The 17,238-nt window shown below is 74.5% G+C and carries 19 protein-coding genes and 2 tRNA genes; 9 read left to right on the forward strand and 12 right to left on the reverse strand.

Annotated features, from left to right (window positions below; all coding sequences use genetic code 11):
* Nucleotides 1-29 precede the first annotated feature (29 nt).
* Both ACQP6G_RS10120 and ACQP6G_RS10125 read left to right on the forward strand, forming a co-directional pair.
* Nucleotides 30-800 (forward strand): metallophosphoesterase family protein, encoded by a 771-nt coding sequence (locus ACQP6G_RS10120; protein ID WP_429764177.1) that lies wholly within the window; start codon nucleotides 30-32, stop codon nucleotides 798-800.
* Between the two features lie 74 nt (nucleotides 801-874).
* Nucleotides 875-2,167 (forward strand): deoxyguanosinetriphosphate triphosphohydrolase, encoded by a 1,293-nt coding sequence (locus tag ACQP6G_RS10125; protein ID WP_429764295.1) that lies wholly within the window; start codon nucleotides 875-877, stop codon nucleotides 2,165-2,167.
* Nucleotides 2,168-2,179: 12 nt separating this feature from the next.
* On the opposite strand, the gene ACQP6G_RS10130 is transcribed toward ACQP6G_RS10125, so the two are convergent.
* Nucleotides 2,180-2,635, reverse strand: coding sequence for a VOC family protein (locus ACQP6G_RS10130; protein WP_429764178.1), 456 nt, complete (start codon nucleotides 2,633-2,635; stop codon nucleotides 2,180-2,182).
* A 91-nt stretch (nucleotides 2,636-2,726) separates the two neighbouring features.
* Here ACQP6G_RS10130 and ACQP6G_RS10135 point away from each other — a divergent pair, with 91 nt between their 5' ends.
* Nucleotides 2,727-3,671: a helix-turn-helix domain-containing protein gene (locus tag ACQP6G_RS10135; RefSeq protein ID WP_429764179.1), complete on the forward strand. Its 945-nt coding sequence runs from the start codon at nucleotides 2,727-2,729 to the stop codon at nucleotides 3,669-3,671.
* 10 nt (nucleotides 3,672-3,681) lie between these two features.
* The gene (gene dnaG / locus ACQP6G_RS10140) at nucleotides 3,682-5,637 is read left to right on the forward strand and encodes a DNA primase (protein WP_429764180.1); all 1,956 of its coding nucleotides are present in this window, start codon (nucleotides 3,682-3,684) and stop codon (nucleotides 5,635-5,637) included.
* Nucleotides 5,638-5,653: 16 nt separating this feature from the next.
* Here the strand turns inward: dnaG and ACQP6G_RS10145 are convergent, their stop codons facing one another.
* The 3 genes from ACQP6G_RS10145 to ACQP6G_RS10155 all read right to left on the reverse strand — a co-directional run bounded on the left by ACQP6G_RS10145 (nucleotide 5,654) and on the right by ACQP6G_RS10155 (nucleotide 8,387).
* Nucleotides 5,654-5,902 (reverse strand): hypothetical protein, encoded by a 249-nt coding sequence (locus ACQP6G_RS10145; protein ID WP_429764181.1) that lies wholly within the window; start codon nucleotides 5,900-5,902, stop codon nucleotides 5,654-5,656.
* A 71-nt stretch (nucleotides 5,903-5,973) separates the two neighbouring features.
* Complete coding sequence (locus ACQP6G_RS10150) at nucleotides 5,974-6,765, reverse strand: alpha/beta hydrolase (RefSeq protein WP_429764182.1); 792 nt, start codon at nucleotides 6,763-6,765, stop codon at nucleotides 5,974-5,976.
* A 239-nt stretch (nucleotides 6,766-7,004) separates the two neighbouring features.
* Nucleotides 7,005-8,387: an MDR family MFS transporter gene (locus tag ACQP6G_RS10155; RefSeq protein WP_429764183.1), complete on the reverse strand. Its 1,383-nt coding sequence runs from the start codon at nucleotides 8,385-8,387 to the stop codon at nucleotides 7,005-7,007.
* 165 nt (nucleotides 8,388-8,552) lie between these two features.
* Between ACQP6G_RS10155 and ACQP6G_RS10160 the strand changes: the two genes are divergently transcribed.
* Nucleotides 8,553-9,521, forward strand: a complete 969-nt coding sequence (locus tag ACQP6G_RS10160) for a nucleoside hydrolase (RefSeq protein ID WP_429764184.1) — start codon at nucleotides 8,553-8,555, stop codon at nucleotides 9,519-9,521.
* Between the two features lie 55 nt (nucleotides 9,522-9,576).
* Here ACQP6G_RS10160 and ACQP6G_RS10165 read toward each other — a convergent pair.
* A tRNA-Asn gene (locus tag ACQP6G_RS10165) sits at nucleotides 9,577-9,649 on the reverse strand.
* A gap of 52 nt (nucleotides 9,650-9,701) precedes the next feature.
* A complete protein-coding gene (locus ACQP6G_RS10170; RefSeq protein WP_429764185.1) occupies nucleotides 9,702-10,214 on the reverse strand; it encodes a hypothetical protein in 513 nt (170 codons plus the stop codon).
* A gap of 99 nt (nucleotides 10,215-10,313) precedes the next feature.
* Here ACQP6G_RS10170 and ACQP6G_RS10175 point away from each other — a divergent pair, with 99 nt between their 5' ends.
* Nucleotides 10,314-11,162: a hypothetical protein gene (locus ACQP6G_RS10175; RefSeq protein WP_429764186.1), complete on the forward strand. Its 849-nt coding sequence runs from the start codon at nucleotides 10,314-10,316 to the stop codon at nucleotides 11,160-11,162.
* 30 nt (nucleotides 11,163-11,192) lie between these two features.
* On the opposite strand, the gene ACQP6G_RS10180 is transcribed toward ACQP6G_RS10175, so the two are convergent.
* The 4 genes from ACQP6G_RS10180 to ACQP6G_RS10195 all read right to left on the reverse strand — a co-directional run bounded on the left by ACQP6G_RS10180 (nucleotide 11,193) and on the right by ACQP6G_RS10195 (nucleotide 12,633).
* A complete protein-coding gene (locus ACQP6G_RS10180) occupies nucleotides 11,193-11,606 on the reverse strand; it encodes a PLD nuclease N-terminal domain-containing protein (RefSeq protein ID WP_429764187.1) in 414 nt (137 codons plus the stop codon).
* A 51-nt stretch (nucleotides 11,607-11,657) separates the two neighbouring features.
* Nucleotides 11,658-12,119 (reverse strand): ATP-binding protein, encoded by a 462-nt coding sequence (locus ACQP6G_RS10185; RefSeq protein ID WP_429764188.1) that lies wholly within the window; start codon nucleotides 12,117-12,119, stop codon nucleotides 11,658-11,660.
* A 63-nt stretch (nucleotides 12,120-12,182) separates the two neighbouring features.
* Entirely contained in the window at nucleotides 12,183-12,515 is a 333-nt protein-coding gene (locus ACQP6G_RS10190) for an STAS domain-containing protein (RefSeq protein ID WP_429764189.1), read from the reverse strand.
* Nucleotides 12,516-12,559: 44 nt separating this feature from the next.
* Nucleotides 12,560-12,633: transfer RNA gene (locus ACQP6G_RS10195), tRNA-Ile, on the reverse strand.
* Nucleotides 12,634-12,701: 68 nt separating this feature from the next.
* Between ACQP6G_RS10195 and ACQP6G_RS10200 the strand changes: the two genes are divergently transcribed.
* Nucleotides 12,702-13,079, forward strand: a complete 378-nt coding sequence (locus ACQP6G_RS10200) for a DUF488 domain-containing protein (RefSeq protein ID WP_429764190.1) — start codon at nucleotides 12,702-12,704, stop codon at nucleotides 13,077-13,079.
* Here ACQP6G_RS10200 and ACQP6G_RS10205 read toward each other — a convergent pair.
* Nucleotides 13,043-14,224, reverse strand: a complete 1,182-nt coding sequence (locus tag ACQP6G_RS10205) for an acyltransferase family protein (protein ID WP_429764191.1) — start codon at nucleotides 14,222-14,224, stop codon at nucleotides 13,043-13,045. The two genes, ACQP6G_RS10200 and ACQP6G_RS10205, sit on opposite strands and share 37 nt — an antisense overlap.
* An 81-nt stretch (nucleotides 14,225-14,305) precedes the next feature.
* Between ACQP6G_RS10205 and def the strand changes: the two genes are divergently transcribed.
* Nucleotides 14,306-14,791, forward strand: a complete 486-nt coding sequence (gene def, locus ACQP6G_RS10210) for a peptide deformylase (RefSeq protein ID WP_429764192.1) — start codon at nucleotides 14,306-14,308, stop codon at nucleotides 14,789-14,791.
* Nucleotides 14,792-14,962: 171 nt separating this feature from the next.
* Complete coding sequence (locus tag ACQP6G_RS10215) at nucleotides 14,963-15,463, forward strand: DUF3145 domain-containing protein (protein WP_429764193.1); 501 nt, start codon at nucleotides 14,963-14,965, stop codon at nucleotides 15,461-15,463.
* Nucleotides 15,464-15,538: 75 nt separating this feature from the next.
* Here the strand turns inward: ACQP6G_RS10215 and ACQP6G_RS10220 are convergent.
* Nucleotides 15,539-17,238, reverse strand: a 1,700-nt coding sequence (locus ACQP6G_RS10220; protein ID WP_429764194.1) for a hypothetical protein, incomplete at its 5' end; no start/stop codon positions are given.

Genomic DNA, 17,238 nt, shown 5'->3' on the forward strand with positions numbered 1-17,238 from the left:
CGCGCGGGCGGTCGTGGCAGCATCGGAGCGTGCCCCACGACCTGGACCGTGACCTGGACCGCATCGCCGTCATCTCCGACGTCCACGGCAACCTCGGCGCGCTGGAGGCCGTGCTCGCAGACGTCGGGGCCCGCGGCATCACCCGGGTGGTCAACCTCGGCGACGACGCGGGCAAGGGGCCGCGGGGCAGCGCCGTCGTCGACCTCCTGCGCGAGGTGTGCGAGGCGGACGTCCGCGGCAACTGGGACGACTTCCTGCCGCACCTCGAGGACGATGCGCCGGCGGAGATGGTGTGGTGGCGCGACGAGCTGCGACCGGACCAGCTCGCGTGGCTCGGCGACAAGCCCTTGAGCCATGACTTGCTGCTGTCGGGACGCCGCGTGCGGCTGTTCCACGCGTCGGCCACGAGCGTGCACACGCGCGTGCACTTCCACCACACGCCGGAGGAGTTCGCAGGCATGTTCGCCGCGACAAACCTCACCGGGCCGGGGCCGGAGCCCGCGGTCGTGGGGTACGGCGACGTGCACGACGCGTACCTCCAGACGCGGCACGGCCGCACGCTGTTCAACACCGGGAGCGTGGGCAACCCGCTGGACGACCCGACCCCGGTGTACGTGATCCTCGAGGGCGTGCCGGACTCTCCGGACCCTGCGCCGTTCGGCGTCCAGCACGTGCGCGTGCCCTACGACGTCGAGACCGAGCTCGCCGTCGCGCGCGAGCGGGGCATGCCCCGGTACGCGGAGTGGGAGCAGGAGCTGCGGACGGCGGTCTACCGCGGTCGGGTCGTCGCGGCGTCGTGAGTCGGGGCGTCGGCGGGGCTCGCTAGGCTGCCCCCGTGCAGACGTTCGAGCAGGGCGCATTCGACGCCGACGTGCTGGGTCCGGCGGCGCGCCCGGACACGGGCGAGGAGTGGCTCGGCTCGTACACGGACCAGGACACCGAGCGCTGGTACCCCGAGCCGCCCAAGTCGAAGCACCGGACGGCGTTCGAGCGCGACCGCGCCCGCGTCGTGCACTCCTCGGGTTTGCGTCGTCTGGGTGCGAAGACGCAGGTGCTGGGGCCCGGCAGCGACGACTTCGTGCGCACGCGGCTGACGCACTCGCTCGAGGTGGCCCAGGTGGGGCGGGAGATGGGGCGCGCGCTCGGCTGCGACCCGGACCTCGTGGACACCGCGTGCCTCACGCACGACCTCGGCCACCCGCCGTTCGGGCACAACGGCGAGCGGGCGCTCGCCGAGGTCGCGGAGGGCATCGGCGGCTTCGAGGGCAACGCGCAGACGTTGCGGCTGCTCACGCGGCTGGAACCCAAGATCTTCGCCGGCGACGGCTCGCCGCGGGGCCTCAACCTCACGCGCGCGAGCCTGGACGCCAGCGTGAAGTATCCCTGGGCGTTCGGCACCGGCCCCGCGCGCCCGGACGGCGCCCCGACGCCGAAGTTCGGCGTCTACCCGGACGACCGGCCGGTCTTCAAGTGGCTGCGGCGCGGGGCGCTCGGCAGCCGGGTGCGGTGCATGGAGGCGCAGGTCATGGACCTCGCCGACGACATCAGCTATTCGGTGCACGACGTCGAGGACGCGGTCGTGGGCGGCCGGCTCGACCTGCGGGTGCTCGACGACGCGGACGAGCGGGCGCGCGTCGCCGCGCACGTGCGCGCCTGGTACGGGAGCTGGCACGAGCCCGACGCGATCGACGCGGCGCTGTGCCGGCTGCGCGACACCGGCTACCTGGTGACGGACTTCGACGGCTCCCGCCGGGCGCTCGCCCGGCTCAAGGACGCGACCAGCCAGCTCATCGGCCGGTTCAGCGGGGCGGCCCAGGACGCGACGCGCGAGGTGTTCGGCGACGGCCCGCTCACCCGCTACGTGGCGCGGCTCGTCGTGCCGCAGGAGACGGCGGACGAGATCCTGGCGCTCAAGGGCGTCGCGGTCGCCTACGTCATGGCGCCGCGCGAGTCCGAGCCGGTGTACGGCGCCCAGCGCGAGATCGTCGGCGAGCTCGTCCACGTCCTGGCCGACCGCGCCCCCGACGTCCTGGAGACGCCGTTCGCCGCCGACTGGCGCGCCGCGGCCGACGACGATGCGCGGCTGCGCGTCGTCGTCGACCAGGTCGCGTCGCTCACCGACGTCTCGGCCCTGCAGTGGCACGAGCGGCTCGTGCGGCAGGACTGACTCCGTCGGTCGTCAGGACTGCTCGGCCATCCACGCGTCGCTGGCGCGCTGGACGTCCTCGGACGTGACGTCGTCGGCCACCTGGGCGAAGAACCACCGGTGCCCGGCCGGGCAGCGCACGGCCGCCTGCCGGAAGCCCGGGAACCAGTCGCCGGGCTCCTGCGTGCTCGTCGCGCCCGCGGCGACCGCACGGGCGTGCGCGGCGTCGGCGTCGTCCACGTTCAGCGTGAACGAGCCGGTGGTCGGGCCGTCCGGCTCGGGCGCCACCGCCCCCTCGGCCGGGAACGCGGCGGCGACGGTGAACGTGGACGAGCCGGCGGCGGTGGAGATCCGCAGGTCGGAGTGGATGATCGCGTCGCCCGCGGTGATGGTGTCGATCACCTCGGCGCCCAGGCCGGCGACGTAGAAGTCGATGGCGGCGCGCGGGTCGGCGACCGTGAGGTTCGGGTGCAGCGGTGACAGGTCCATGGCTCTCCCTCCAGCGTGCGTCCGGGCGGTCCCGGCGTGCGTTCCCATGCTGGTGTCGGCGGGTGGGTGCAGTCTTGGAGGAATGCGACAGGTGTTCGAACAGCGCCCGACGGCGACCACCCGCGGGCTGGTCGACCCGGCCGCGGCCCGCGGCGGGTTCACGCTCGTGCGCCTCGACCCGGCGCCCGACCTGGCGGACCTGGTGGAGCGGCACTGGGTGGTCCGCTGGGACCTGCCGCCCGGGGCCGAGTTCACGCAGGTCGTGATCCCGCACCCCAACGCCAACGTGGTGGCCGAGGTCGACGGGTTCGCCGTGCACGGGATCCCCGGCGGACTGTTCTCGCGGACGCTGCGGGGATCGGGCGCGGTGCTGGGCACCAAGCTGCGCCCGGGCGCGCTGCGGGTGCTGCTCGGAGGTCCGGACGTCCTGCGCGCGGGCCTCGTCGCGCCGGCCGCCGCCGCGCTGTCGGGCACGCGCGGACCGACCGCGCACGACGTCGAGGCCGCCGGCCGCCGGGCGGTGGACGCCGCGCGGGCGGGCGACGACGCCGCGGCGGTCGCGGCCGTCACCCCGGTGCTGCGGGCCGCGGCCGCCGGGTGCCGGACGCCGCGGTCGGCGCTCGCCCTCGACCGCGTCGCCCGCGTGCTCGGCGCGGTGGTCGCGGGGGAGCTGGGTCCGGACGCCGGGGTCGCGGACCTCGCGGACCTGGTGGGCACCACGCCCCGCTCGCTGCAGCGGCTCTTCGCCGACTGGGTCGGCGTCAGCCCCAAGTGGGTGCTGCAGCGCCACCGGGTCCACCTCGCCGCGGACCTGGTCGCCGCCGACCCCGGCCGCCCTCTCGCCGAGGTCGCCGCCGCCGTCGGCTACTACGACCAGGCGCACCTGAGCGCCGACTTCGCGCGCGCCCTCGGGACGCCGCCGGCCGCCTACGCCCGCCGGTGCGCCGCCTCCCGCGCAGCGCTCGCGGCGGCCCTCGGTCCCGCCGCCCGCCCGGCCCCGGGGATCTCCGACCTGGTCGCCGCCGGGCGCGCATAGACTCAGGGCCGTGGCGGGACTGATCAAGCGCGAGGACGTGGAGGCTGTACGCGAACGCGCACGGATCGAGGAGATCGTCTCCGCCCACGTCACCCTCAAGCCCGCCGGCGTCGGCTCCCTCAAGGGTCTGTGCCCCTTCCACGACGAGCGCACGCCGTCGTTCCACGTCCGGCCGGGCGTCGGGCGCTGGCACTGCTTCGGCTGCGGCGAGGGCGGCGACGTCATCTCGTTCGTCCAGAAGATCGACGGGATGGGGTTCACCGACGCCGTCGAGTTCCTCGCCGACCGCGCGGGCGTGCAGCTGCGCTACGAGGACTCCCGCACCGGCGCCGCCGCCGACCGCGGCCCGCGCGAGGAGCCGGGCAGGCGGCAGCGCCTGATCGAGGCGCACAAGGTGGCCGCAGAGTTCTACTCCGAGCAGCTCTTCGGCCCGGGGGCGCAGGCCGGGCGGGCGTTCCTCGCCGAGCGCAGCTTCGACCGCGCCGACGCCGAGCACTTCGGCGTGGGCTACGCCCCGACCGGCTGGGACGCGCTGCTGCGCCACCTGCAGGGACGGGGCTTCACGCAGCCGGAGCTCGTCGCGTCCGGGCTGGTCAGCCAGGGCCAGCGCGGCATCTACGACCGGTTCCGCGGCCGCCTCGTGTGGCCCATCCGCGACGTCACGGGAGCGGTGATCGGCTTCGGCGCGCGCCGCCTGTACGACGACGACCAGGGGCCGAAGTACCTCAACACCCCCGAGACGTCGCTCTACAAGAAGTCCCAGGTCCTGTACGGGATCGACCTGGCCAAGAAGTCGATCGCGCAGGGCAAGCGCGTCGTGATCGTCGAGGGCTACACGGACGTCATGGCCGCCCACCTGTCCGGGGTGGACTCGGCGGTGGCGACCTGCGGCACCGCGTTCGGCGGCGACCACGCCAAGGTGGTGCGCCGGCTGCTCGGTGACACCACGGCCGGCGGCGGCCTGCAGCTCGCGTCGGGGGCCTCGCTGGGCGGCGAGGTGATCTTCACGTTCGACGGCGACGCCGCCGGGCAGAAGGCCGCCGTGCGCGCGTTCGGCGAGGACCAGCGGTTCCACGCCCAGACCTTCGTCGCCGTCGAGCCCGGCGGCATGGACCCGTGCGAGCTGCGCATGGCCCGCGGCCCCGAGGCCGTGCGGGCGCTGGTCGACGGGCGCCAGCCGCTCTTCGAGTTCGTCATCCGCACCACGCTCGACACGTTCGACCTCGACACGGTCGAGGGGCGCGTGGGGGCGCTGCGCGCGGCCGCGCCGCTGGTCGCCGGGATCCGCGACCGGTCGATGCAGCTCGGGTACTCACGCTCCCTCGCGCGCTGGATCGGCATCGACACGGAGGACGTCCGCCGGGAGGTCGCCCGGGCCGCCACCGCGCCGTCGCGCGGCTCGCGCCAGGACCAGCGCCAGGACCAGCGCCGGGACGCGCGCCCCGAGCCCGAGGCGGTCCCAGCGACGCCCGTCCTCGCCGCGCCCGACCCGCGCGACCCGGTGGCCCGGCTGGAGCGACAGGCGCTGATCGTCGTCCTGCAGTACCCGCAGCACGTGCCGGCGTCGTTCGACGAGCTCGGGGAGGACGCGTTCGGCGTCCCCGCCTGGCGCGCGGTGCACGACGCCGTGCGCGCCGCGGGCGGAGTCGCGGCCGGCCGTGAGGTGGGCGGTGGCCGGTGGGTGGAGACCGTGACCGAGCAGGCGCCCGAGACGGTCGTGCCGCTGGTCACGGAGCTCGCGGTCGCGCCCGTGCCCGAGGACCGCGAGGCGGTCATCGGGGCGTACGTGGCCGACGTCGTGCGCGCCCTCGTGGACCTCGGCCTCACGCGCCGGATCGCGGACGCGAAGAGCCGCCTGCAGCGGCTCGACCAGGAGAAGGACCCGGCGGCCTACCAGCAGGCGTTCACCGACCTGCTCGCCATCGAGCAGCAGCGACGCACGCTGCGGGAGCGCAGCGAGTCCTGACGTCCTCCCTGGACGGTCACAGGCTCCTCGTCAGGAACAGCGAGTCGCCGTGGACGGCGTCCGGCTCCGCGCGGCCGGACGCCACGAAGCCCACCTCGGCCAGCACCCGCGGCCTCCGTCGCGACGCCGTCATCTGGTCGAGCGTGGGCCGGCCCGCCTCGTCGAGGCGTCGGTGCGGCGGGACGCGCTCTTCCCACAGCTGGCGCTGGACGATCGCCTCCGCGACGCGCCACGGGCGAAGGAGCAGCCGGTCGGTCTCGAGCACGGTCTGCGGCCTCCGCGCCGACAGGACTCCCGTCCGCCGACCGTAGCGGCCGGCGGACGGGAGCCCGGACATCACCTCAGGTGCCGCGCGAAGAACCGCCCCGCGTCCTCGCCGGCGTACGCCGGGACGCCGGTGTGGCCGCCCAGGTTGGCCTGCAGCGTCTTCTCCGTCGAGCCGAAGGCGTCGAACAGGTCCAGGGCCGCCTGGCGGTCGTTGCCCTCGTCGTCCCACTGCAGCAGCACGTGCACGGGGATCGTGACGCGTCGCGCCTCCTCGAACGTGGCCCGGGGCACGTAGCTCCCGGCGAAGAGCCCGGCCGCGACGACGCGGGGCTCGACCACCGCCAGCCGGACGCCGACGGCGATCACGCCGCCCGAGTACCCGACGGGCCCGCCGAGCTCGGGCAGGGCGAGGAGCGCGTCGAGAGCGCGCCGCCATTCCGGGACAGCCTGGTCGACCAGCGGGAGGACGAGCCGGTCGACGACGTCGTCGGAGACCGGCTCGCCGGCCGTGAGGGCCGTCCGCAGGTCCGCTCGCGCCTGGTCGGCGCCGGGGAGCGGCGGCCGGCCGCCGCTGCCGGGTCCCTCCAGGGCGACCGTCGCGATGCCGTCGGACGCGGCGTGCCGGGCGCGACCCACCAGCCGGGGGTACATCCGGTCCGTGCCGAGTCCGCCGGGCTGGCCGAGCAGGATCAGGGGAGCGGGGTCCGACGACGTGGCGGACGGCGGCGTCCAGAGGATGCCGGGGATGCCGTCGAGGGTGAAGCGGCGCTCGAGGACGCCGTCGTCGAGCTGCTGCTCGGCGGTGAAGGCCAGCGCGGCGCCCGGTGTCGAGCCCGGTGTCGAGCTGGGTGTGACGTTCATGGTCGTGCCTCTCGGGAGTGCTGAGCGAACGGCGCTCCCGGACGACCTATCGCCCGACCATGACTCCGCGGAGGAGCACCTGTGTCGATACGTTCACCGGTACCACCTCCTTGCTCCGACTCGCACGGCCTCCGGCAGGCTAGCAGCGGCCGCCGCGTCCCCTCCAGGCGTTTTCGGTGCCGTTCCGGCCGCGGCGTCCGCGGCACGGGGGTGGACTCCTCCCGCCCTGCCGCGAGGGGTCAGGCGGCGGCCTCGGCGCGGGCGCGGCGCTCGCGGGCCGACTGCAGGTCGGCGGGCATGAGCGCGGCGAGCACCACCAGCACCACGGCCACGGCCACCAGGAGCACGAAGACGAGGTGGATCGCGGACATCAGGCCCGGGCCCACCGGCGTGCCGTCCGGGCCGAGGGTCGTGCGCGCGTTGACGATCGCGCCGCAGACGGCGACGCCCACGGCGGAGCCGAGAGAGCGCGCGAACATGTTGGTGCCCGTCACCGCGCCGCGCTCGGTGAACGACGCCTGCGACTGCGCGGCGATGAGCGTGGGTACGGCGGTCAGGCCCATGCCCGCGCCGATGACGAAGCACGCGCCCGCGACGGCGACCACCGACGAGCCGGACGCGAGCAGCAGCGTGAGCGCCGTGCCCACCACGACGAGCGACGTACCGATCATCGCCGTGTACCGGAAGCCGATGCGCAGGTAGAGGCGGCCCGCGTTGGACGCGGAGAGCGGCCAGCCCACGGTCATCGCGGCGAGCGCGAAGCCCGCGACGAGCGGTCCGGTGCCCAGCACGCCCTGGGCGTAGATCGGCACGTACGTCGACAGGCCGAGCACGACGACGCCCACGAGCAGCGAGACCGCGGTCGACACGCCCACCACCCGGCGGCGCAGGATGGCGAGGTCCACGATCGGGTGCCTCGTGCGGCGCGCCTGCACGCCGAACGCGGCGAGCAGCAGCACCGCGACGGAGAAGACCACGACCGACGGCAGCGAGCCCCAGCCCCACCGCGTGCCGCCCTCGAGGAGGCCGAGCAGCAGCATCGTGCTGCCGCCCGCGAGGAGCGCGGCGCCGAGGTAGTCGATCGGCTCGCGCTCGCCGGTGCGCGGGGCCTCGTGGTACCGGCGGGCCAGCATCCAGGCGGCGAGCGCGCACAGCGGGATGTTCACCCAGAAGATCCAGCGCCAGCTCGTGAACTGGGAGAACACGCCGCCGAGCGTCGGCCCGACGACGGCGGAGATCGCCCACACGGACGCGAGGTAGCCCTGGGTCTTCGCCCGCTCCTCCAGCGTGTAGATGTCCGCGGCGATCGTCATCGACACCGGCATGACGGCCCCCGCGCCGAGCCCCTGCACCACACGCCCGGCGATCAGCACGCCCATCGTCGGGGCCGCGCCGGCGAGCACCGACCCCGCGAAGAACAGCGCGACACCGACGAGCATCAGCCGCTTGCGGCCGAGCACGTCGGCCAGCCGCCCGAACACCGGGGTGCTCACGGCCTGGGCGAGCAGGTACGTGGAGAACAGCCAGGGCAGCTGGTCGAACCCGCCCAGCTCTCGCGCGATGGTCGCCGACGCCGTGGCGATGATCGTGGCGTCGAGCGCGACGAGCGCCGTCGAGAGCATCAGCGACAGCAGAATGGGGCCGCGCTCGGAGCGCAGGCCGACAGAGACATGACCGGTCGTGGGCACGTGAGGCACAAGCCCGCAGGCCGTGGCGGGTATTCCCGGTACCCGCCGGTCGACTGCGAGAGACTGGGGGCGTATCCCCACGATCTCGAAGGACGCCCCGTGACCCTGCCCGGCCTCTCCGCCACCCCGCTGTACCTCGACTGCGACACCGGTGTCGACGACTCGCTCGCGCTCGCCTACCTGCTCGCCTCGCCCGAGGCCGACCTGGTCGGTGTCGGGAGCGTCAGCGGCAACATCGACGCCCGGCAGGGCGCCGTCAACACGCTCGACCTGCTGGCGCTCGCGGGCCGGCCCGACGTCCCTGTCGCCGTGGGGGCCCATGACCCGCTGGCGGGCAGCTACGACGGCGGCGCGCCGTCGGTGCACGGCCGCAACGGCGTGGGTGACGTCGCGCTGCCGCCGTCCGGGCGGGAGGTCGCGGGGGAGTCGGCGGTCGAGCTGCTGCTCCGCCTGTCGCACGAGCACTCCGGCGCCCTGCGCGTCGTCGCCGTCGGTCCGCTCACCAACCTCGCCCTCGCGCTCCGCGCCGACCCGACGCTCCCGGCGCGTGTCCGGGACCTGACGATCATGGGCGGGGCGGCCCTGCACCCGGGGAACGTGACGCCGGTCGCCGAGGCGAACATCGCGAAGGACCCGGAGGCGGCCGCCGAGGTGCTCGCGGCCGACTGGGACGTCACCCTCGTGCCGCTCGACGTCACGATGGCCGACGTGCTCGAGGAGTCCGACCGCAAGGCGCTGCTCGAGGCGGGCACGGCGCTGGCCCCGTGGCTGGGGGAGGTGCTCGACCTGTACTTCGGGTTCCACGTGGACACGCTCGGCCGCCGCTGCTCGGCCCTGCACGACCCGCTGGCCGCCGCGATCGCGACCGGCGGCGTGACGCCGACGCTCGCGCCGCGCGTCCCGGTCGTCGTCGACGCCACCGCCGGCCCCGGCCGCGGCCAGACGGTGTGCGACCTGCGCGGCCGGTACGCCGGATACCCCGACGTGCCCGGAGCGCGCACCCGCGTGGTCCTCGCCACCGACGCGCCGCTCACCCCGCACCTGATGGAGCGCCTGCTGACCCTCTGACCGGGCACGACGAAGGCCCCTGTCCTGCACTGCAGGTCAGGGGCCTTTCTCGATGCTCCCGCGGTTGGACTTGAACCAACGACCGTCCGATTAACAGTCGGATGCTCTGCCAGCTGAGCTACGCGGGATCGCGTGGTCGTCCGGCCGGTGGCCTTCGAACCGGGAAGAACACTACCAGGCTCACACGGGTAGTCCGGACGCTCCCCGGACCCTGGACTCCGTGGCGTCCACCACTCGGGCGACCCGCGGGTCGTCGAGATCGACGCCTTGCCCGGCGATCGCCTGCGAGAAGAGCTCGCCGTCCGCCGTCCGCCGGACGGCGACCTTCACGTCGCCGCCGGGCACCGCCACCGTCTCGGCCAGCACGACCGACCACTGGACGCGTTCCCGCAGGGCCTGGGGGAACGACGTGCGCTCCGCGTCCACGAGCCGCAGCACGGTGTCCGGGGCGGCGTCCACCCACTCGATCGCCAGCTCGGACCGCTCGGGGTCGAACACGCCGCGGTCGACGTCGCACCACGGGCGCCGCGTCACGACCTCGCCGACGCCCAGTCCGACGACGACGAGGTCCGCCGTCGTCGCCACGGCCCACCGGTCGTCGGGGAGCTGCGCGGACGCGAGGACGCGCTCCCCCCGGGCCAGGGGGAGCGTGCGACGGACGTCGTCGGGCAGAGGGGAGCGGCGGAACCACATGGCGCCACCGTATCGATCCGGCCGCCGTCCGCGGGTCGTCGGCGAACCACGACGGCCGAACCGTTGGTCGCGGTGGCGGCAGCCCGGCAGGATGTGCGCATGACGCCGACGCGGCCGCAGACGGGGACAGGGAGCACGGTGGCGACCCCGTCGCCCCCGGCACCGGCGACACGCCTGCTGGTCGTCGTGGCGACGACCGCCCTGTCGCTCCCGTTCGTGTACTACGTCTTCGTGGTGGCGGCGCTGAGCACCGGCGTCGGGGGAGCGGGCCTCCTGCTGCTGGCGGTGCCGGTCGGCCTGGCCTCCTGGGTCTGCCGGGCCGTGATGCGGTCGGCGAGCCCGAGCGCCGGGGGAGTGGGCGGACTCGCGCCGGTCGTCGCGACCGTGGCGTGGGCCGTGCACTCGCTCGCTCCGTCGCTGTTCGCTCCGGCGCCGCCCGTCCTCGTGGGCGCGGTGGCCGCCCTGCTCGCCGGCGCGGTGGCCGCACTGGCGCTGCCACGGGCCTGGAGGCTCGCGGGCGTGCTCGTCCTCGTCGTGCTCGGTGTCGCCGGGTGGCTCTCGCACCGCGCGGCCGAGCAGGCGTCGTGGCAGGAGGCGCAGGCTGCGCTGACCCGTCCGTACGTGCTCGACGTCCCGGACCTCGAGCCGTACGACGTCGTCGTCGGGGAGGAGAACTCGTCGGCGACCTACTCGGCGCCCGGGATCTCCGTCACCGTGCTCACCTACCCGCCCGGGTCGATCGCGCTGCCTCCGGAGGTGTCGCCGTGCGACGTCCACTCGACCGCGCCGGAGGTGCCCGGTGTGGATGTGCGGTGCGCGGTCCCTGGTGTCCCCGAGGGGTGGCTGGTGGTCGTCGAGTCGCGGCCGGCGCCCGAGGCGGACGTGGCGGCCCTGGCGGCGACGGCCGTGCCGATGCTCGACGACGCCTTCCAGCGCTGGGCGGGCTGAGCGAGGGCGGTCGTCCCGCTCCCGGTGTGATCAGCCCGCTGCGGTGCGTCCTTCGTCGTCGACCGGACGGGGTGCGTCCCGCGCGGCCTGCTCGCGCTCGTGCTTGAGCCGCGCCTGCTCCAGCAGCCAGCGCATCTCCGGGTCGTCGTCGGGCTCGGCGGCGGCGGTCTCGTCCGTCTCCCACGTGCGCCGACGCCCCGGGTACTGCGCCGGCGGCACGGGCCCGGCGGGGTACCCGGTCCGCGGCGCGGGCCCGCGGTTCGCGCGGACCCTGCGGCTCACGACGAGCCACGCGATCGACCCGGCGAACGGGAGCAGCAGGACGATGAGGATCCAGAAGCCCTTCTGGATGCCGCCGCCGTCCTCCTCGTCGGACTGGACGACGTCGACGAGGGCGTAGACGACGAGCGCGAGGTAGGCCAGCATCGGCAGCACGCGGAGCATGGCCCTGGAGGATAGCGGCTCGAGTGCGCCTCGTCACCGCCTCTTCGCAGGTCAGCCGGGGTGGTTCAACGGGAAGGACGCCCACACGTGCTTTGCCGGGCCGGAGGTGTACCACCCCACGCGCGCCGACAGGCGCTCGGCGATGAGGAGGCCGAGCCCGCCGTGGCCCGGGGGGCGGTCGCCGTCGACGGCCGGCACCCCGGCGACGTCGTGGTCGACGACGTCGAGGAGCCAGGTGCGCTCGTCACGCAGCAGGCGGACGACGGTCGGCGGAAGACCGTGCAGAAGGGCGTTCGTCGCCAGCTCGGAGGCGATCAGGACGATCTTCTCCGCGGTGTCGTGCATCGCGGTGGCACCGTCGCCCGAGGGGCCGACGATGCGGGCGAGGGCGGACCGCAGCCGGCTGAGCTCCTCGGAGTCGGCGAGGACCCATTCCGCGACCGGGGCGTACCCCGGTGGCGGCGGTGCCATCGGCACGCCGGACACGACGGACGGGATGACGGTGTCGTCCAAGGGTTCTCCTCCAGAGGTCAGCGCGAGGTCAGGCGGCCGCCGGGGTGAGGGCGGCGGGATGGGTCAGGAGTCGTCGTCGCCGGAGGTCGGCGTGCTGTCGGGCTCGGCGAACCGGACCGTGTGCTCGAGACCGGTGAGGGTGATGACGTCGCGGACGGCGGCCGGGGCGCCGACGAGCAGCGGCCCCTCCTCGGCGGTCCCTCCGAGCAGGAGGAGCCGCAGGCCGGACGAGTCGAGGAAGGTGACCCGGCGGAGGTCGATCGTCTTGGGTCGTCCGTCCAGGGACGCCTTGAGCGTGTCGCCGACGTCCTGGGCGACGGCGACGTCGACCTCACCCCAGACGATCCACGTGCTGCCACCGTCCTCGAGGGTGGCCCCACCCGAGCTGATACTCACACATCCACCTTCGTCGCTCTGTTGCCGGCGTCGCCGTCTCGGAGTGCCCCGTGCCGGGCTTGAACCGGCGACCGATCGATTATGAGTCGACTGCTCTGACCAGCTGAGCTAACGGGGCGCGCGGCGAGCATACCGGCGCGGTGGCCGGGGCGTGCGGTGGCCCCCGTGCCGCGGTGTCATGGGTGAGTGACCATCACCGTCAAGCGCGTGTACGAGGAGCCGGCCCCGGACGACGGCGCGCGGGTCCTCGTGGACCGGCTCTGGCCGCGCGGGATCTCCCAGGAGCACGCCCACCTCGACCGCTGGTGCAAGGAGGTCGCGCCGTCGACGGACCTGCGCACCTGGTTCCACCACGACCCGGACCGGTTCGAGGAGTTCGAACGCCGCTACCGCGCCGAGCTCGTGGACAACCCGGAGGTTCCGGAGCTGGCGGGGCTGGGCGCGGGGGACCGGCGCCTGACGCTGGTGTTCTCGGCGCGCGACAGGGAGCACAACCAGGCGCTGGTGCTGCGCGACGTGCTGGAGGCCTACCTGGACGAGACCGGTTCCGCCTCGGGGGCCTGAGCGCGGGTCGTCCTGGCCGGCGCGTGGCCGAGGGCGCGTCCGGCGCGCTCGAGGTCGCGCGCGACGGCACGCTTCAGGCGCGGGCCGAACGGCCGCTCCACGAACCGGTGCACGAGGTAGGCGGCGGCGAGCATGACGACGGTGACGACGGCGAACGTCACGGCCGCCGGCGCGTGCGGGCTCGCCTTGCCGATGAGCCACTGGCCCCACGAGGAGTGCAGCAGGTACAGCGGGTACGTCAGGGCGCCGACGAGGGTGAGCCACTTCCACGACAGCCGGTTGAGGCGGGTGAGCGACACCAGCGCGACCAGGGCGAAGCAGACCAGGATGGCGACCCAGGAGGTCTGGGGGCTGATGGTGACGTCGGTGCTGTGGGCGATCCGCAACGCCTGGCTGTGGCCGGAGATCACGCCGGCCAGGGCGATGTTGAGCGCGAGCACGAGCCACAGCACCAGCGAGCGGCGCTCCTTGGTCAGCAGGTAGAGCATCATGCCCCCGGCGAACAGCGGGGCGTCGGTGCCCACCAGCACGGTGATCCAGAGCGTGCTGCCCGACTGGACCGCCACGGCCGCGAGCACGGGCCACACGGCGGCGAAGGCCACGAGCCGGTTGCGGGTCATCCCGAAGGCGAGCAGCACGCCGACGAGGACGTAGAAGCGCAGCTCGGCCCACAGGGTCCAGTAGACGGTCTCGATGTCCTGCACCCCGAACGCGCGCTGGACCATCGTGAGGTTCGCCGCCGTCTCGGGGATGCCGACCTCCTTGTGGCCGGGTGCGACGACCACGAGCAGCAGCACGACGGCGGCCACGGACAGCCAGTACGCCGGGAAGAGGCGGCCCACGCGCGAGGCGGTGAAGGACCGGACGTCGCGGCCCCAGGCGGACATGAGGATGACGAACCCGCTGACCACGAAGAAGAGCTGGACCCCGAAGGACCCGAAGACGGCGACGGGCTGGAGGTTCGGGAACGCCTCGTCGGTGCGCGGGCCCCAGGCCGAGTGGTTGACGGCGAGATAGTGGTAGGCGAGCACGGCCATGGCCGCGACGAACCGCATCCCGTCGAGGGCGGCGAGGCGCGGGCGTCCCGCAGCGGGGGCGGCTGCCCGCCCCGGTGCGGGGGCGGGGGGCGTGGTTGACTCGGTCATCGGTCGTAGCATCGCTCGGCACGTTATCAAACCGTGATATTCGGCGCCTCCACCGGCTCACGACGTGGGAGAATGCGGGCCATGGCGATGCGAGAGATCCGGGTGCTGCCCGACCCCGTGCTGCGCACACCCTGCGACGAGATCACCACCGTGGACGATCGAGTCCGCTCCCTCGTGGAGGACCTCGTCGAGACCGTCGACGCCGACGGCCGGGCGGGCCTCGCGGCCAACCAGATCGGCGTGAGCCTGCGGGCGTTCTCCTGGAACGTCGACGACGAGATCGGCTACGTGCTCAACCCGCGCATCGTGGACCTCTCGGAGGAGACCCAGGACGGCGACGAGGGCTGCCTGTCGGTGCCGGGGCTCTGGTACCCCACCACCCGTGCGTGGTACGCCCGCGTCGTCGGCATGGACGTCGACGGCAACGAGCTCGTGGTCGAGGGCACCGGCCTCATGGCGCGCTGCCTCCAGCACGAGTGCGACCACCTGGACGGCAAGCTCTACCTGGACCGCCTCGAGCGCACGGCGCGCAAGAAGGCCATGCGGGAGCTGCGCGAGCGCCTCTGAGTTCCTCAAGGGGTGCTCAAGAGGAAGCATGAAGTCTGCGTTTCCTCTCGCACCCTCGCCCGCCATCGGGCAGGATGTGTCAAGACGACACACCGTCAGAGTTCGCCGACCAGCAGGCCCACCGGTTCGAGGACGTAGGGGAAGACGGACCTCGGAACCAGGGAGGACAACATGGCTGGTGCGATCACTCGCGGTGTGCTGTTCGTGCACTCGGCACCCCGTGCGCTCTGCCCTCACCTCGAGTGGGCGGCGGGCAACGTGCTCGGGGGACGCGTGTCGCTGGACTGGACTGCCCAGCCGGCGGGGCGCGGACTTTACCGTGCCGAGTACTCGTGGCAGGGCGCCCAGGGAACGGGTGCCCGGCTGGCCTCTGCCCTGCGGGGCTGGGACCACCTGCGCTACGAGGTGACGGAGGAGGCGAGCCACGGCGCCGACGGCGCACGGTGGTCGCACACGCCCGACCTCGGCATCTTCCACGCCATGACCGACGTGCACGGCAACGTCGTCGTCCCGGAGGATCGTGTCCGGGCCGCGATGGAGTCCGCGCACGACGGCCGCGGCGTGCGCGATGCGCTCGACCTCGCCCTGGGCACCGCCTGGGACGACGAGCTCGAGCCCTTCCGCTACGCCGGCGCCGGCGCTCCCGTGCGCTGGCTGCACCGCGTGGGCTGAGCGGACCCACGACACGCACGACGACGCCCCGCCACCTCCTGGGAGGTGACGGGGCGTCGTCGTGCCCGCGGGCGGTCAGCCCTTCGGCGTCGCCCGTCGCCGCGTCGTCGCCACGGTCGCCGCACCCGCAGTGAGGAGCAGCAGCGCGAGCAGGCTCAGCGCGAGCAGGTCCCCTGGGCCCGTGCGGGGCAGGGTGCCGGCACCTGGCGTGGTGGGTCCGGCGTCCGGCGCGCCGGGGGCGCCGCCGGACTCGGGGTCGAGCCCGGCGTCCGTGAGGACCACGCGGAACGTCGCCGCGGCGGAGTCGCCCGCCTCGACGCTCGTGGCGGTGCCGGTGTGGATGCCGAGCTCGAAGTCCGCCGGGACGTCGAACGTCCAGGTCGCGACCCCGTCGGCGTCCGCCACCGTGACCGGCAGGTTCACCGGCTCGGACGCGACGACGGCCCGTACCTGCTCGCCCGGGTCGAACCCGGAGGCCTGGAACGTCTGGACGTCGCCACGGCCGACCACGTCCTCGGAGAACCAGGCGCGCAGCTCGCGCTCGCCGGGTGCGGTCCCGGGATCCGTGACGGTCAGCGGCGCCTCGGCGGTCGTGCCGTCGGGGCCCGTGCCGACCACGGTGTGGTCGCCGGGCTCGGCGTCGTCCGGCACCGGCAGCTCGACCGTGCCGCTCCCGTCGTCACCGGGCACGCACTCGACGGGGTCGCCGACCGGCTCCCCGTCCGGCCCCACGAGCTGGACGCTCACGGTGCCGCCGCCGAACCCGTCGCAGGTGACCGTCACGGTGTCGCCGGGGGCGGCGGAGCCCGGGTCGACGTCGATGATCGGCTCCTGCGGCGCGCCCACGGTGACGATCAGGTCCGCCTCCACCGTGCCGCCGTCGGAGGTCGTCGCGACGACCGTGTGGTTGCCGGGGGTGGCGTCGTCCGGCACGGGGAGGACGACCGTGAAGGTGCCGTCCGGACCGACGACGACGTCGATCGCGTCGCCCACCGGCGCGCCCGCGGCGTCCTCGAGCTGCACCGTGACCGCGTCGCCCGGGACGAAGCCGCCGCCGGACACGGTCGTCGTGCCGCCGGCCGGGACGCTGCCGGGGTCGGCGGTGAGCGTCGGCCGCTCGGGAGCGTGCACGACGAGCGGGGCCTCCGCCGCCGCCCCGGAGGAGTCGGTCGCGACGACGGTGAGGTCACCTGGGGCGGTGTCGGCCGGGACCGGGAGGTCGACGCTGATGGCGCCGTCGTCGTCGGCGGTGGTGGTGACGGGGCTGCCGACCGGGTCGCCGTCGGCGTCGGTGAGCTGGACGCTCACCTCGCCTCCGTGCGTGAACCCGTCGCCGGACACGGTGGTGGCGTCGCCCGCCGTGATCGTGCCGGGGTCGGCGGCGATCGTCGGGGCCGCGGTGACCTCGAGCGGGGCCTCGGCGGCGGCGCCGGAGGAGTCGGTGGCGACGACGGTGAGGTCACCGGGGGTGGTGTCGGCCGGGACCGGGAGGTCGACGCTGATGGCGCCGTCGTCCCCGGCGGTGGTGGTGACGGGCTCGCCGACCGGGTCGCCGTCCGCGTCGGTGAGCTGGACGGTGATGTCCTCGCCGGGGGTGAAGCCCTCCCCGGTGACGGTGGTGGTGCCGCCCGCCGGGACCGTGCCCGGGTCGACGACGATGGTCGGCGCCTCGGTGACCTCGAGCGGGGCCTCGGCCGTGGCGCCGGAGGAGTCGGTGGCGACGACGGTGAGGTCACCGGGGGTGGTGTCGGCCGGGACCGGGAGGTCGACGCTGA

The sequence above is a fragment of the Isoptericola nanjingensis genome, from assembly GCF_050311635.1.
Taxonomy (GTDB): Bacteria; Actinomycetota; Actinomycetes; order Actinomycetales; family Cellulomonadaceae; genus Isoptericola; species Isoptericola nanjingensis.

Bases quoted from the DNA above. Each gene is read 5' to 3' on its own strand.
- ACQP6G_RS10130 (WP_429764178.1), bottom strand. From the start codon at position 2,635: ATGGACCTGTCACCGCTGCACCCGAACCTCACGGTCGCCGACCCGCGC.
- ACQP6G_RS10150 (WP_429764182.1), bottom strand. From the start codon at position 6,765: ATGAACGTCACACCCAGCTCGACACCGGGCTCGACACCGGGCGCCGCG.
- ACQP6G_RS10155 (WP_429764183.1), bottom strand. From the start codon at position 8,387: ATGCTCTCGACGGCGCTCGTCGCGCTCGACGCCACGATCATCGCCACG.
- ACQP6G_RS10170 (WP_429764185.1), bottom strand. From the start codon at position 10,214: ATGTGGTTCCGCCGCTCCCCTCTGCCCGACGACGTCCGTCGCACGCTC.
- ACQP6G_RS10175 (WP_429764186.1), top strand. From the start codon at position 10,314: ATGACGCCGACGCGGCCGCAGACGGGGACAGGGAGCACGGTGGCGACC.
- ACQP6G_RS10180 (WP_429764187.1), bottom strand. From the start codon at position 11,606: ATGCTCCGCGTGCTGCCGATGCTGGCCTACCTCGCGCTCGTCGTCTAC.
- ACQP6G_RS10205 (WP_429764191.1), bottom strand. From the start codon at position 14,224: ATGACCGAGTCAACCACGCCCCCCGCCCCCGCACCGGGGCGGGCAGCC.
- def (WP_429764192.1), top strand. From the start codon at position 14,306: ATGGCGATGCGAGAGATCCGGGTGCTGCCCGACCCCGTGCTGCGCACA.
- ACQP6G_RS10215 (WP_429764193.1), top strand. From the start codon at position 14,963: ATGGCTGGTGCGATCACTCGCGGTGTGCTGTTCGTGCACTCGGCACCC.